Source organism: Pulveribacter sp. (assembly GCF_032079985.1).
In the GTDB taxonomy this organism is placed as follows: Bacteria; Pseudomonadota; Gammaproteobacteria; order Burkholderiales; family Burkholderiaceae_C; genus Melaminivora.
Genome location: NZ_DAMATK010000002.1, coordinates 550,928 through 564,439, shown reverse-complemented (window position 1 = coordinate 564,439; position 13,512 = coordinate 550,928). Strand labels below are relative to the sequence as shown.

The window sequence follows — 13,512 nt, the reverse complement described above, 5'->3', positions numbered from 1 at the left end:
TGCGAAGGCGAGTGGAGGAAAAAGAGTGGATCGAGGCGTTCAGTGGCCGGGCGTGGCCGTGGGCAGAGGGATGAATTCCTGGTCGTCACCCACGGGCAGCTTCATGCGCTGCTGGCGCCAGTCCTCGCGCGCCTGCGCCAGGCGTTCGCGCGACGAGGAGACGAAGTTCCAGAAGATATGCCGCTCGCCCACCGGCTCGCCCCCCAGCAGCATCACCGTCGCCTGGGTGCGTGCGGCGATCTGTACGGACTGGGCGGATTGAAGGACCAGCATCTGGCCCGTGCGCAACACCTGGCCGTCGACCTCGACTTCGCCTTCAGCCACGTACACGGCGCGCTCGGGGTATTCGGTGCCCAGGCTGTGGCGAGCGCCCGGCTGCATGGTCCAGTGCAGGTAGAACAGCGGCGAGTGCGTGCGCACGCGCGAATGCAGCCCGGCGATGGAGCCGGCGATCAGCCGCCCGGCGACGCCGTCCTCGTCGAACTCCGGCAGCTGCTCGGCGCCCTCGTAGTGGTAGAAGGCCGGCGCGGTTTCCTCCGCCTCGTCCGGCAAGGCCACCCAGGTCTGGATACCCTCCATGCGCGCACCGTGGGCGCGGGCGTACTCCAGGCGCTCGCTGTGCGTGATGCCGCTGCCGGCCACCATCCAATTGACCTGGCCGGGGCGGATCTCCTGCTCGAAGCCCAGGCTGTCGCGGTGCGTGATGGCGCCGCTGTAGAGGTAGGTGACGGTGGACAGCCCGATGTGCGGGTGCGGACGCACGTCCAGCTCGCGGGGAAAGCCGGGCGCCAGGTCCAGCGGGCCCATGTGGTCGAAGAAGATGAAGGGCCCGACCATGCGCTGGGCCCGGTAGGGCAGCACGCGGCCCACGAGGAAGCCGCCACCCAGGTCATGGGAGCGTCGGTCGATCAGCATGTGTTGCGGCATGGTGCTTTCCTCCTGATGGCCGGGCGGCCCCGCGCTGGGGCATACCGGCCGATTCTGCCCCTTGCGCGGGGCGGGAAAGTACGACGCTGCACAAAAAACAGGCAGCGGCAGAGATCGCCTTGCAAATCAAGCGCTTGCGCCCACCGTACAGCGGCTTGCGCAAGTTATGCACAGGTCTTTCCAGAGCTGGCGGGGACAACCCGCGCGCCGGTAGGGGCCGGCATTGGCGCCATAATTCCGCGCCGGCCTCTCCCGTGGGTCGCTCTTTTTTTGCAGACACCAGGAGTTCGCGCATGCATATGATCACTGCCGTCATCAAGCCCTTCAAGCTGGAGGAAGTGCGTGAAGCCCTGGCCGAATGCGGCGTGACAGGCCTGACGGTCACCGAGGTGAAGGGCTTTGGCCGCCAGAAGGGCCACACCGAGCTGTACCGCGGTGCGGAATACGTGGTGGACTTTTTGCCCAAGGTGAAGATCGAGGTGGCCGTACGCGGCGAGGACGTGGACCGCTGCGTGGACGCCATCGTCGCGGCCGCCCGCACGGGCAAGATCGGCGACGGCAAAATTTTTGTGACCGCCGTGGAGCGGGTGGTGCGCATCCGCACCGGCGAGCTGGACGACGCGGCGATCTGACCGGAGCGGCCGGTCCCGGCGGCCCAGCTCAGATGACGGCGCGCAGCCCGGACGCCGGCGGCTGGGTCCCGGCTTCCTGCACCAGTGCGGCGAGCAGGGTGTCGACGTCGTCGCCCGTACGCACCAGGCCCATCTGCCACTCGCCCATCAGGCCGCTGGCCACGCTGTGCTGCAGGAACTGCAGCAGCTGGGCGTAGTAGCCCCCCACGTCCAGGATGCCCACCGGCTTGTCGTGGTAGCCGAGCTGGCGCCAAGTCCAGACCTCGAACAGCTCTTCCAGCGTGCCGATGCCGCCCGGCAGGGCCAGGAAGGCATCGCTGCGCTCGGCCATCATGGCCTTGCGCTCGTGCATGGTAGTGACGATGTGCAGCTCGTCGCACAGGTGGTTGGCCAGTTCCTTGTCCACCAGCGACTGCGGGATCACGCCTACCACGCGGCCCCCGGCCTGGCGCGTGGCTTCGGCCACCGTGCCCATCAGGCCGCTGCGACCGCCGCCATAGACCAGCTGACCGCCGTGGCGCCCGATGAAGCGGCCCACCGCCGTGGCCGCCTCGGCAAAGCGCGGGTCGCTGCCGGGGCGTGAACCCAGGTAAACACAGACGGAAAAGGCGGCATCAGCCATGGGCAATCCTTTGGTAGAGGGCGGCGGCAAAGGTCGCGCCGCACAGCAGCAGGCTCACCAGCACGGCGGCGCTGCCCATGTCCTTGGCGCGGCGCGACAGCTCATGCCATTGCGGGCCGATGCGGTCCACCACCGACTCGATCCCCGAGTTGAGCAACTCCACGATCAGCACCAGCAGGACCGTGGCGCACAGCAGGCCCGTCTTCACCCAGTCGCCCTGGCCGAGCCAGCCGGCCAGGGGCAGCAGCACCACGGCCAGGCAGGCCTCCAGCCGAAAGGCCTTTTCGCCCCAGCCATCGGCCAGGCCGCGCAGCGAATGGCGACCCGCGTACAGCAGCCGCACGAGGCCCGTGCGGCGCTTGTGCACCGCGGCGGCGTCTTCGGCGGGGACAACGGGTTCAGACATTGCCGCTCTCCTTGGGCTTGCGCCGGATGGCTTCGTGGTGGATGAGACGGGTGCCGGCCAGCGCGTCGTGCAGGAACTGCCGCTCGGGATGCAGTCGGCTCAGCAGCGCCCAAACGGCCACCCAGCCCACCACCAGGACGAACAGCTCGCCACCGGAAAGGTGGAATGGCGCCAGCAGCGCCAATGGCGGCAGGAACCACAGCCAGCTCAGCACGTAGCGCGCCAGCGCCCGCGGCTGGCTGACGTTGCGCCCGGCCCGGTCCACCAGGCGGATGTGCCAGGTCTTCATAGCCAGCGTGTGCCCACGCGACCAGAACCAGGTGAAGTAGATGCCGAAAATCACGAACAGAAAGGCCTGCAGCGCGTGGCGGTTGTCCAGCGCGTGGCGCGTTTGCGTGAGGGTGCTGAACAGGTAGCCGGCGATGAACACCACGCCGAACATCAGCATGCCCTCGTACAGCCAGCAGGCCATGCGCCGGCGCAGGGGCGGTGCCTCGAGGTGGAGGGGCGCAACGCCGCCGGCAGGCAAAGAAGGCCCCTGGGGGCGGGAAGCAGACATCTCGGGGTGGGAGGCGATGAACACGAAGGAGGAGGGCGCGCCGGCTGCCTGCGTGAAGGTTACTGCGGCGGGTGGAGGGGCTCCATGTTGCCGCTCAGCGGCTCCTCCTGGGGCGCAGAGGCCGCCTCGTCGGCCAGGGGGATGGGGGGCAGCGCCTGCGGCTGGGCCGAGGGCGTTTCGACGGGCATGGTTTCTACCACAACCGGCGGCGGCACCGGCAGGGCCTGGGGCACGTGCAGCTCGGTGGGGCGGGGGATCTTGGGCGGGTTGGCCACGGCCGCAGGAGCGCTGATGGCGGCGGGCACGCGCACCAGTTTCTTGGGCGAGGGCCGCACGGCGGTGGCGGCGCCGGTCGGTCGCCGCACTGCCTTGGCAGCCAGGCGCTGCTTCTCTTCCTCGCTCAGGGCTTGGTAGGCCTCCCACTTGGCGCGCTTGCTGCCGGGGGCGAGGGCGGTTGTGGCGGCGTAGTTCAGCCGGGCCTGGCTGCGCTGCTGGGCGCTGAGGTTGGCCCAGTCGGTCAGCCGGGCCAGCATCTTTTCCTGCTCTTGCGGGGCCAGGGCATGGAACCCCGCAGCCAGCTTGAGCCAGTGCAGCTTTTGCGCCTCGCTCATCAGGCTCCAGCGACTGGCCAGCGGGTAGAGGGCCTCTTTTTGCGCCGTGGTCAAGGTGCTCCAGGGTGGGCCGACTTCGGGCTGGACGACGATGCGTGTCTCGCCTGGAGCTTTGTGCCTGCTGTCGAGCGCCTGCACGGGCACCGGCGTGCTGGGCGCCGTGCGTAGCCAGCCGACTGCGCGCCACCCCGTCACCGCAAGGCCGGCCAGCAGCAACGATGCCAGCACGAGGGCTGGCACCAGGCGGGGGGAGCGTTGCGGTGGGGAAGCTGTCATTCAGTGCGGGCTGGCGGCGCGGGCAAGATCAAGGATTTTGCCCGGAAGCCCGCAGGTACTGGACGAAGCCCGGGTCGGCGTAGGCCGAGGGGGGCAGGTCGTCGGCCAGCAGGGCGGTGTCGACCTCGGCCATCTCGGTGGCCAGCGTCTCGTCCTGCGAAATATTGATGAATACCAACCCAGCTAGCAGGGCGGTCAGCGGCACGGCCGAGACCAGCGCGCGCCACCAGGTGCCGCCCTCGCCACCTCCGCCGCCCAGCGCCGCCGCGCCGCCGCCCAGGTGCACGATGGAATCCTGCGCGACAGAGTGCGTGGCGTGGACGGCTGCCGGGCGCTTGCGCCGCTCCAGCGCCTGCATGCGCGCCGCGCGCAGGCGCTCGGCGACGTCGTAGGGCAGGTCGCTACTGGCTTCGGTCAGGCGCGCTGCGATGCGGCGGGCGAAGGCGTCCATTGCCAGGGAAGCGTCAGGGGTAGGTTCGGGAGGGCGGTTCATAGCACGATTCCTTTGGCCTTCAGGGCGCGGCTGAGGGTCTGTACGGCGCGAAAACAATGGGTCTTGACGCTGCCTTCGGAGCAGCCCATGGCTGCCGCAGTCTCGGCAACGTCCATCTCTTCCCAGTAACGCATCAAAAAAGCCTCGCGTTGACGCGCGGGCAATGCCTGTATCTCGGCCTCGATGCGCTGCAGCACCTGGGCGCGGCGCACGACGTCCTCTGCGCTCTGGACAGCTTCGCCTTCCGGCGCGCCGGCGTGCACTTCCAGGAGGTCGAAATCCCCGCCGTCCTCGTTGGGGCCCTCGAAGTCGCCCAGGTTGGTGAATACGGCATTGCGCGTTTTCTGGCGGCGAAACCAGTCCAGGGTGCTGTTGGTCAGGATGCGCTGGAACAGCATGGGCAATTCGCCCACGGGCTTGTCGCCGTAGTGCTCGGCCAGCTTGAGCATGCTGTCCTGGACGATGTCCAGCGCCGACTCCTCGTTGCGCACGTGGTACATCGTGCGCTTGAAGGCACGTTTGTCCACGCTCTTGAGGAAGTCGGATAGCTCTTGCTCGGTAGCCAAAGAAGAGGACCCCGGAGAAGGGGCGGGCAGCGAAAAGCGCCAGCCCGGCGTTTTGGAAAAAAGCCGGCCGCGCCAGGGGGCGGAAATCGGCCGATTATCGCATCGGCGCCACAAAAAAAATGCCGCTCACTCCTCACGGAACTATATTGCAGTGCAATAATCGCGCAATCCGACAAAGCAAACGGGTCCCGGTCCGGCGCAGCACTAACGCGCTCATGGCCGAGGCCTCAAGTCTCAAGGCAGCCTCACAAGGGCGCGACCGAGGGGCACCCAAGGTTTTTCGTTAGAGAAAATCGCAAAGGTTGATCATGGAAATCTCCAAGGCCGAACTCGCATCGGCAGCCGCTGCTTCCGGCGGCAATGCATTCCCCGCCTCTCCCGCTTCCGGCGCTACCCAGGATCTGATGGGCGCGGAAATCCTCGTCAAGGCCCTGCAGGCCGAGGGCGTGGAATACATGTGGGGTTACCCTGGCGGTGCGGTGCTCTACATCTACGACGCGCTGTACAAACAGGACACCATCCAGCACGTGCTGGTACGCCACGAGCAGGCCGCCGTGCACGCGGCAGACGGCTATGCGCGCGCCACGGGCGACGTGGGCGTGGCGCTGGTCACCTCCGGCCCGGGCCTGACCAATGCCGTGACCGGCATCGCCACGGCATACATGGATTCCATTCCCATGGTCATCATCTCCGGCCAGGTGCCTACACCCGCCATCGGGCTGGACGCCTTCCAGGAATGCGACACCGTGGGCATCACGCGGCCCATCGTCAAGCACAACTTCTTGGTCAAGGACGTGCGCGAGCTGGCCATGACGCTGAAGAAGGCCTTCCACGTCGCGCGCACCGGCCGCCCCGGACCGGTGGTGGTGGACATCCCGAAAGACGTGTCCTTCAAGAAGACGCCTTACCACGGCTACCCGGCCAGCGTGGAGATGCGCTCGTACAACCCGGTCAAGAAGGGCCACGCCGGTCAGATCCGCAAGGCATTGCAGCTGCTGCTGACGGCCAAGCGCCCCTATATCTACACGGGCGGCGGCATCTTGCTGGGCAATGCCTGCGCCGAGCTGCGCACGCTGGTGGACATGCTGGGCTACCCCGTCACGCACACGCTGATGGGCTTGGGCGCCTACCCCGCATCCGACCGCAAGTTCCTGGGCATGCTGGGCATGCACGGCACCATCGAGGCCAACAACGCCATGCAGAACTGCGACGTGCTGCTGGCCGTGGGCGCGCGCTTCGACGACCGGGTGATCGGCAATCCCAAACATTTCGCGCAGAACGACCGCAAGATCATCCACGTGGACATCGACCCTTCGTCGATCTCCAAGCGGGTGAAGGTGGACATTCCCATCGTCGGCGACGTGAAGGAAGTGCTGACCGAGCTGATCTCCATGATCCGCGAGACCGCCACGCGCCCCGACGCCGGCGCCCTGGCTGCCTGGTGGGACCAGATCGAGGCCTGGCGCAGCCGCGACTGCCTGAAATACGACCGCAGCAACACCGAGGTCATCAAGCCGCAGCACGTGGTCGAGACGCTGTGGAACATGACCAAGGATGTGGACACCTACGTCACCTCCGACGTGGGCCAGCACCAGATGTGGGCCGCGCAGTACTACCGCTTCGACGAGCCGCGCCGCTGGATCAACTCCGGCGGCCTGGGCACCATGGGCGTGGGCATTCCCTACGCCATGGGCATCAAGCTGGCCAAGCCTGATTCCGAAGTGTTCTGCATCACCGGCGAAGGTTCGGTGCAGATGAACATCCAGGAACTGTCCACCTGCCTGCAGTACAACACGCCGATCAAGGTGGTGTCGCTGAACAACCGCTACCTGGGCATGGTGCGCCAGTGGCAGGAGATCGAGTACTCCGGCCGCTACAGCCACAGCTACATGGACGCGCTACCCAATTTCGTGAAGCTGGCCGAAGCCTACGGCCACGTGGGCATGCTGATCGAGCGCCCGCAGGACGTGGAGCCGGCGCTGCGCGAGGCGCGCAAGCTCAAGGACCGCACGGTCTTCATGGATTTCCGCACCGACCCCACCGAGAACGTGTTCCCGATGGTGCAGGCGGGCAAGGGCATCACCGAGATGCTGCTGGGGTCGGAAGACCTTTAAGCACCAAATCGGCCTGTAGCGCTTGTCCATCAAGCGCTGGTAGCTATCTTTACGATAGCAAATTCTTCCATTGGCGAATCTATTGCCTGCCAAGCCTGGCGCTTACCGGCGTCAGGGGAGGGCAGCGAAAAGAGGAATCCGTCTTCATGAAACACATCATCGCCGTCCTGCTCGAGAACGAGCCCGGCGCGCTGTCGCGCGTCGTGGGCCTGTTCTCGGCGCGGGGCTACAACATCGAGTCGCTGACCGTGGCGCCCACCGAGGACCCGTCGCTGTCGCGCATGACCATCCAGACCACCGGTTCGGACGACGTCATCGAGCAGATCACCAAGCACCTGAACCGCCTCATCGAGGTGGTCAAGGTGGTGGACCTGACCGAGGGCTCCTACACCGAGCGCGAACTGATGATGGTCAAGGTGCGCGCCGTGGGCAAGGAGCGCGAGGAGATGAAGCGCATGGCCGACATCTTCCGCGGCCGCATCATCGACGTGACCGAAAAGAGCTACACCGTCGAGCTGACGGGCGACCAGTCCAAGAACGACGCCTTCCTGCAGGCCATCGACCGCACCGCCATCCTGGAAACCGTGCGCACGGGTGCCAGCGGCATCGGCCGCGGCGAGCGCATCCTGCGCGTGTAGGACAATTCCCGCTTTCCCCCGACCTCTACAGAATTTCAACCGGAGCAATTCAGACATGAAAGTTTTCTACGACAAGGACTGTGACCTCTCCCTGATCAAGGGCAAGACCGTGGCCATCATCGGCTACGGCTCGCAGGGCCACGCCCACGCGCAAAACCTCAACGACAGCGGCGTGAAGGTCGTGGTCGGCCTGCGCAAGGGCGGAGCCAGCTGGGACAAGGTGGGCAAGGCCGGCCTGACGGTCAAGGAAGTGAACGAGGCGGTCAAGGAAGCCGACGTAGTCATGATCCTGCTGCCCGACGAGCAGATCGGCGACGTCTACAAGAACAACGTCGAGCCGAACATCAAGCAGGGCGCTTCGCTGGCCTTCGCGCACGGCTTCAACGTGCACTACAACCAGGTCGTGCCGCGCGCCGACCTGGACGTGTGGATGGTTGCTCCCAAGGCCCCCGGCCACACTGTGCGCAACACCTACACCCAGGGCGGCGGCGTGCCGCACCTGGTGGCCGTGCACCAGGACAAGTCGGGCAAGGCGCGTGACCTGGCCCTGTCCTACGCGATGGCCAACGGTGGCGGCAAGGCCGGGATCATCGAGACCAGCTTCAAGGAAGAGACCGAGACCGACCTGTTCGGCGAGCAAGCCGTGCTGTGCGGCGGCGCCGTCGAGCTGATCAAGATGGGCTACGAGACGCTGGTGGAAGCCGGCTACGCCCCCGAGATGGCCTACTTCGAGTGCCTGCACGAGCTCAAGCTCATCGTGGACCTGATCTACGAAGGCGGCATTGCCAACATGAACTACTCGATCTCCAACAACGCGGAGTACGGCGAGTACGTGACGGGCCCCGAGGTCATCAACGAAGAGTCGCGCAAGGCCATGCGCAATGCGCTCAAGCGCATCCAGGACGGCGAGTACGCCAAGATGTTCATCCAGGAAGGCCGCCTGAACTATCCGTCGATGACGGCCCGCCGCCGCAACCTGGCCGACCACAGCATCGAGCAGGTCGGTGGCAAGCTGCGCGCCATGATGCCCTGGATCGCCAAGAACAAGCTGGTGGACCAAACCCGCAACTGATGCCCATGGCCTCCCCGCGCACACGCTGCGCGGGCGCCGCATCACCCCAGGCCACTTCGGTGGCCTTTTTTGCGTCCTGCGGCGGGGCTACACTGCAGGGCTTTTCCGCAACATGCGGATACTATTAAAACAATAGCTGCTCGCGCTTGACTGGCGGGCGTTGGAGGTCGATTTGATGCATGAAGGCAATCGCGGCGATTCGGAGCGCGGCGTGCTGGTGCGCAAGCGCCGCAAGGGCATCTACATCCTGCCCAACCTGTTCACGCTGGCGGCGCTGTTCGGCGGCTTTTTTGCCATCGTCATGGCGGTGGACGGGCGCTTCGACCTCGCCGCTGCCGGCATCTTCTGCGCCATGGTGCTGGACAGCCTGGACGGCCGCGTGGCGCGCATGACCAACACCCAGAGCGCCTTCGGCGAGCAGATGGATTCGCTCTCGGACATGGTGTCGTTCGGCGCCGCGCCGGCGCTGGTGGCCTATATGTGGGCGCTGCAGGGCCTGGGGCGCTGGGGCTGGTTCGCCGCGTTCGTCTACTGCGCGTGTGCGGCGCTGCGGCTGGCGCGCTTCAACGTCAACACCGGGGTGGTGGACAAGCGCTACTTCCAGGGCCTCCCGTCGCCCGCCGCCGCAGCGCTGGTGGCCGGCTTCATCTGGCTGATGACGGACGCCGGCGTGCGCCCGGGCGAGGACGGCTGGCTGGACTGGAGCACCGTGACCTGGATCACCTTCGCCTTCACGGTGTACGCCGGCCTGACCATGGTGACCAACGTGCCTTTCTACAGCTTCAAGGACGTGCGCATGAAGAAAAGCGTGCCGTTCGCCGCCGTGGTGCTGATCGCCCTGGGCATCGCCGTGATCAACATCGACCCGCCCAGCGTGCTGTTCGGCGTGTTCGTGCTCTACGGCCTGTCAGGCTACGCGGTGTACGCCTGGCGCAAGTCGCGCGGTCAGCACAGCAGCGTGATCAGCACCTCGACCGACGAGCCCGACGAGCGCGGGCTGCACGATTGATGGAGTGTGCTACATTGGCCGCCATGCATTTCCTGTCGCTAGGCCTACTACTGATGTCCAACGGGCAGGCAAAGTAGCGCGCGTCAGTATCCAACCCTACTTCTTCGGCCCGTTTGCACCAGCAACGGGCCGTTTTTGTATGCATGCAGGTTGCTGGTGGTTCTTCCAACCCCTTGATCTGAACCCCGCACCATGTTGAAAAACCCTGCCAGCAAGTACCGCGCCTTCGCTCCGGTGGCGCTCAAGGACCGTACCTGGCCCGACGCGCAGATCGAGCGTGCGCCGCGCTGGCTGTCCACCGACCTGCGCGACGGCAACCAGGCGCTGATCGAGCCCATGGATCTGCAGCGCAAGCTGCGCATGTTCGAGCTGCTGGTGCGCATCGGCTTCAAGGAGATCGAGGTGGGCTTTCCCGCCGCCTCGCAGGTGGAGTGGGACTTCGTGCGCCAGCTCATCGAAGAGGGCCGCATCCCCGAGGACGTGACCATCCAGGTCATGACGCCGGCGCGCGAGGAGCTGATCGAGCGCACCGTGCAATCGCTGCAGGGTGCGCGCCGGGCCATCGTGCACGTGTACAACGCCGTGGCGCCGGTCTGGCGCGAGGTGGTGTTCGGCATGACGGTGCCCGAGGTCATGGCGCTGGTCGACCGCCACGTGCGCCAGGTACGTGCCCTGACCGATGCACGGCCCGAAACCGAATGGGTGCTGCAATACTCGCCCGAGACCTTCAGCCTGGCCGAGCTCGACGTGTCGCTTGAAGCCTGCGAGACGGCCATCGCCGCCTGGGGCCCGGGTCGGCCCATCATCCTGAACCTGCCCACCACGGTGGAGGCAGCCACGCCCAACGTCTTCGCCGACCAGATCGAGTGGATGGCGCGGCGCTTCGCGGATCGTCCCGAGGTCTGCCTGTCCGTGCACCCGCATAACGACCGCGGCACCGGCACGGCCGCTGCCGAGCTGGCGCTGATGGCGGGTGCGCACCGGGTGGAGGGCTGCCTGTTCGGCAACGGCGAGCGCACGGGCAACCTGGACATCGTCAACGTCGCGCTCAACATGTACGTGCAGGGCGTCTCGCCCGGGCTGGATTTTTCGGACATCGACGCCATCCGTGCCGAGGTCGAGCACTGCAACCAGCTGCCCGTGCCGGCGCGCCACCCGTATGCGGGCGACCTGGTCTACACCTCGTTCTCCGGTTCGCACCAGGACGCCATCAAGAAGGCCTTCTCCGCCGGCCGCGAGGACGACGTGTGGGCCATTCCCTACCTGCCCATCGACCCCAAGGACCTGGGCCGCAGCTATGAGGCCGTGATCCGCGTCAACAGCCAGTCGGGCAAGGGCGGCATGGCCTACCTGCTGGAGACCGAGTACGGCGTGCAGCTGCCGCGCCGCCTGCAGATCGAGTTCAGTCAGGTGGTGCAGCGCGCCATGGATGTGCAGGGCAAGGAACTGTCCGCCGCCGACCTGTGGGCCATTTTCTGCAGCGAATACGCGCTGGACGACACGCCCGCCCTGCGCCAGCGGCGCATTGCCGCGCACGACGGGACCCGGGGTGCGGCGCAGACCGAGCTGGGCGGCACCATCCAGTGGCAGGGCCGCGAGCGCGCCCTGCAGGGCACCGGCAACGGGCCGGTGGACGCCTTCGTCAACGCCCTTAGCGCGGCCACGGGGCACGGCATCCGGGTACTGGACTACCAGGAACACGCCATCGGCGGCACCGGCCTGGTGGGCGGCGACGCACGTGCCGCGGCCTACGTGGAGCTGCGCGTGGACGACAGCCGCCAGGTCTTCGGCGTGGGCATGGACCACGACATCGTCAGCGCCGCCATCCGCGCCGTGACCTCGGGCTTGCTGCGGGCCGAGCGTTCGCAGCCTGTGGCGCAGCGCCCGGCCGAGCCGGCCCTGGTGGCGTAAATTAGCGCCCAACTATTTTTATTAATAAGCCCCTACACCATTCGCACGGAGAAACACCATGGCAGACAAGCTCATCATTTTCGACACCACTTTGCGCGACGGCGAGCAGTCGCCCGGCGCTTCCATGACACGCGACGAGAAGCTGCGCATCGCGCGCCAGCTCGAGCGCCTGAAGGTGGACGTGATCGAGGCCGGCTTTGCCGCCAGCTCCAACGGCGACTTCGAGTGCGTGCAGGCCATCGCCCGCGCGGTGAAGGATTCGACCATCTGCTCGCTCTCGCGCGCCAACGACCGCGACATCGCCCGCGCCGCTGAGGCGCTCAAGGACGCCAACCGTGCGCGCATCCACACCTTCATCGCCACCAGCGCGCTGCACATGGAAAAGAAGCTGCGCATGACGCCCGAGCAGGTGCTGGAGCAGGCGAAGCAGTCCGTGCGCTTCGCCCGCAACCTGCTGCAGGACATCGAGTTCAGCCCCGAGGACGGCTACCGCAGCGACCCGGACTTCCTGTGCCGCGTGATCGAGGCCGTGATTGCCGAGGGCGCCACCACCATCAACGTGCCTGACACCGTGGGCTATGCCATTCCCGAGCTGTACGGCAATTTCATCAAGAACCTGCGCGAGCGCATTCCCAACAGCGACAAGGCCGTCTGGAGCGTGCACTGCCACAACGACCTGGGCATGGCCGTGGCCAACTCGCTGGCCGGCGTGAAGATCGGCGGCGCGCGCCAGGTGGAGTGCACCATCAACGGCCTGGGCGAGCGCGCCGGCAACTGCTCGCTGGAGGAGGTGGTGATGGCCGTGAAGACGCGCCGCGACTACTTCGGCCTGGAGGTGGGCATCGACACCCAGCACATCGTGGCCGCCAGTCGCATGGTCAGCCAGACCACCGGCTTCGTGGTGCAGCCCAACAAGGCCGTGGTGGGCGCCAATGCCTTCGCGCACGCCAGCGGGATCCACCAGGACGGCGTGCTCAAGGCGCGCGACACCTACGAGATCATGCGCGCCGAGGATGTGGGCTGGAGCGCCAACAAGATCGTGCTGGGCAAGCTCTCGGGCCGCAACGCGTTCAAGCAGCGCCTGCAGGAGCTGGGCGTGGAGCTGGAAAGCGAAGGCGAGATCAACGCGGCCTTCACGCGCTTCAAGGAGCTGGCCGACCGCAAGAGCGAGATCTTCGACGAGGACATCCTGGCGCTGGTGAATGATGAAAGCCTGTCGGCCGAGAAGGAGCAATTCAGCTTCGTCTCGCTGGCCCAGCGCAGCGAAACCGGCGAGCGTCCGCATGCCGAGATCGTCTTCACCAGGGGCGGCAAGGAAGTGCGCAGCAGCGCCGAGGGCAACGGGCCGGTGGACGCATCGCTCAAGGCGATCGAGTCGCAGGTGCAAAGCGGCGCGGAGATGGTGCTGTACTCGGTCAACGCCATCAGCGGCTCCACCGAGAGCCAAGGCGAAGTCACGGTGCGCCTGCAAAGCGCCGGCCGCGTGGTCAACGGGGTGGGCGCCGATCCGGATATCGTCGTGGCTTCCGCCAAGGCCTATTTGAGTGCCCTGAACAAGCTGCAAAGCAAGGCCGAACGGGTTGCCGCACAGGGCTAAAAGGTAAACAGGGGGGATCTCATCCCCTTTCTTAGCCAAGCCGTGCAAGACATTGATCTTGCGCGGATTTTTTGGCTTA

At 66.4% G+C, this 13,512-nt stretch carries 14 protein-coding genes; 7 read left to right on the top strand and 7 right to left on the bottom strand.

Annotation, left to right across the window (positions count from 1 at the left end):
- Positions 1-39: 39 nt before the first annotated feature.
- Positions 40-927 (bottom strand): pirin family protein, encoded by an 888-nt coding sequence (locus tag RT282_RS08915; protein WP_313313303.1) that lies wholly within the window; start codon positions 925-927, stop codon positions 40-42.
- A 293-nt stretch (positions 928-1,220) separates the two neighbouring features.
- Here RT282_RS08915 and RT282_RS08910 point away from each other — a divergent pair, with 293 nt between their 5' ends.
- Positions 1,221-1,559 (top strand): P-II family nitrogen regulator, encoded by a 339-nt coding sequence (locus RT282_RS08910; RefSeq protein ID WP_313080136.1) that lies wholly within the window; start codon positions 1,221-1,223, stop codon positions 1,557-1,559.
- A 28-nt stretch (positions 1,560-1,587) separates the two neighbouring features.
- Here RT282_RS08910 and RT282_RS08905 read toward each other — a convergent pair whose 3' ends face one another.
- From RT282_RS08905 to RT282_RS08880, 6 genes are read right to left on the bottom strand one after another with little or no spacing between them, the layout of a single operon-like run.
- Entirely contained in the window at positions 1,588-2,181 is a 594-nt protein-coding gene (locus RT282_RS08905) for a TIGR00730 family Rossman fold protein (RefSeq protein ID WP_313313301.1), read from the bottom strand.
- Positions 2,174-2,587 carry a diacylglycerol kinase gene (locus RT282_RS08900; RefSeq protein ID WP_312760178.1) on the bottom strand — a complete coding sequence of 138 codons (414 nt, stop codon included), beginning with the start codon at positions 2,585-2,587 and terminating at the stop codon, positions 2,174-2,176. Before RT282_RS08900 ends, RT282_RS08905 begins: the two co-directional genes overlap by 8 nt.
- Positions 2,580-3,146, bottom strand: coding sequence for an RDD family protein (locus tag RT282_RS08895; RefSeq protein ID WP_313313300.1), 567 nt, complete (start codon positions 3,144-3,146; stop codon positions 2,580-2,582). The genes RT282_RS08900 and RT282_RS08895 overlap by 8 nt, the downstream gene beginning before the upstream one ends.
- A gap of 59 nt (positions 3,147-3,205) precedes the next feature.
- The gene (locus RT282_RS08890; RefSeq protein WP_313313299.1) at positions 3,206-4,033 is read right to left on the bottom strand and encodes a DUF3106 domain-containing protein; all 828 of its coding nucleotides are present in this window, start codon (positions 4,031-4,033) and stop codon (positions 3,206-3,208) included.
- A gap of 28 nt (positions 4,034-4,061) precedes the next feature.
- Positions 4,062-4,526 (bottom strand): DUF3619 family protein, encoded by a 465-nt coding sequence (locus RT282_RS08885; protein ID WP_313313297.1) that lies wholly within the window; start codon positions 4,524-4,526, stop codon positions 4,062-4,064.
- Positions 4,523-5,092, bottom strand: a complete 570-nt coding sequence (locus RT282_RS08880) for an RNA polymerase sigma factor (RefSeq protein ID WP_313313295.1) — start codon at positions 5,090-5,092, stop codon at positions 4,523-4,525. Before RT282_RS08880 ends, RT282_RS08885 begins: the two co-directional genes overlap by 4 nt.
- 308 nt (positions 5,093-5,400) lie before the next feature.
- On the opposite strand from RT282_RS08880, the gene RT282_RS08875 reads away from it, so the two are divergent.
- From RT282_RS08875 to RT282_RS08850, 6 genes are all read left to right on the top strand, one after another.
- The gene (locus RT282_RS08875) at positions 5,401-7,206 is read left to right on the top strand and encodes an acetolactate synthase 3 catalytic subunit (protein WP_313313293.1); all 1,806 of its coding nucleotides are present in this window, start codon (positions 5,401-5,403) and stop codon (positions 7,204-7,206) included.
- Positions 7,207-7,352: 146 nt separating this feature from the next.
- A complete protein-coding gene (gene ilvN, locus RT282_RS08870; protein WP_120969133.1) occupies positions 7,353-7,844 on the top strand; it encodes an acetolactate synthase small subunit in 492 nt (163 codons plus the stop codon).
- A gap of 4 nt (positions 7,845-7,848) precedes the next feature.
- Positions 7,849-8,916: a ketol-acid reductoisomerase gene (gene ilvC, locus RT282_RS08865; protein ID WP_409456804.1), complete on the top strand. Its 1,068-nt coding sequence runs from the start codon at positions 7,849-7,851 to the stop codon at positions 8,914-8,916.
- Between the two features lie 175 nt (positions 8,917-9,091).
- Positions 9,092-9,925 carry a CDP-diacylglycerol--serine O-phosphatidyltransferase gene (gene pssA / locus RT282_RS08860; protein WP_312305312.1) on the top strand — a complete coding sequence of 278 codons (834 nt, stop codon included), beginning with the start codon at positions 9,092-9,094 and terminating at the stop codon, positions 9,923-9,925.
- A 192-nt stretch (positions 9,926-10,117) separates the two neighbouring features.
- Positions 10,118-11,836 carry a 2-isopropylmalate synthase gene (gene leuA, locus RT282_RS08855; protein WP_313313290.1) on the top strand — a complete coding sequence of 573 codons (1,719 nt, stop codon included), beginning with the start codon at positions 10,118-10,120 and terminating at the stop codon, positions 11,834-11,836.
- A gap of 58 nt (positions 11,837-11,894) precedes the next feature.
- Entirely contained in the window at positions 11,895-13,433 is a 1,539-nt protein-coding gene (locus tag RT282_RS08850) for a 2-isopropylmalate synthase (protein ID WP_313313288.1), read from the top strand.
- Positions 13,434-13,512: the final 79 nt, after the last annotated feature.

Coding starts and splice junctions, on each gene's coding strand:
- RT282_RS08905 (WP_313313301.1), bottom strand. CDS start 2,181: ATGGCTGATGCCGCCTTTTCCGTCTGTGTTTACCTGGGTTCACGCCCC.
- RT282_RS08875 (WP_313313293.1), top strand. CDS start 5,401: ATGGAAATCTCCAAGGCCGAACTCGCATCGGCAGCCGCTGCTTCCGGC.
- RT282_RS08895 (WP_313313300.1), bottom strand. CDS start 3,146: ATGTCTGCTTCCCGCCCCCAGGGGCCTTCTTTGCCTGCCGGCGGCGTT.
- RT282_RS08890 (WP_313313299.1), bottom strand. CDS start 4,033: ATGACAGCTTCCCCACCGCAACGCTCCCCCCGCCTGGTGCCAGCCCTC.
- RT282_RS08915 (WP_313313303.1), bottom strand. CDS start 927: ATGCCGCAACACATGCTGATCGACCGACGCTCCCATGACCTGGGTGGC.
- pssA (WP_312305312.1), top strand. CDS start 9,092: ATGCATGAAGGCAATCGCGGCGATTCGGAGCGCGGCGTGCTGGTGCGC.
- leuA (WP_313313290.1), top strand. CDS start 10,118: ATGTTGAAAAACCCTGCCAGCAAGTACCGCGCCTTCGCTCCGGTGGCG.
- RT282_RS08910 (WP_313080136.1), top strand. CDS start 1,221: ATGCATATGATCACTGCCGTCATCAAGCCCTTCAAGCTGGAGGAAGTG.
- ilvN (WP_120969133.1), top strand. CDS start 7,353: ATGAAACACATCATCGCCGTCCTGCTCGAGAACGAGCCCGGCGCGCTG.
- RT282_RS08850 (WP_313313288.1), top strand. CDS start 11,895: ATGGCAGACAAGCTCATCATTTTCGACACCACTTTGCGCGACGGCGAG.
- RT282_RS08900 (WP_312760178.1), bottom strand. CDS start 2,587: ATGTCTGAACCCGTTGTCCCCGCCGAAGACGCCGCCGCGGTGCACAAG.
- RT282_RS08885 (WP_313313297.1), bottom strand. CDS start 4,526: ATGAACCGCCCTCCCGAACCTACCCCTGACGCTTCCCTGGCAATGGAC.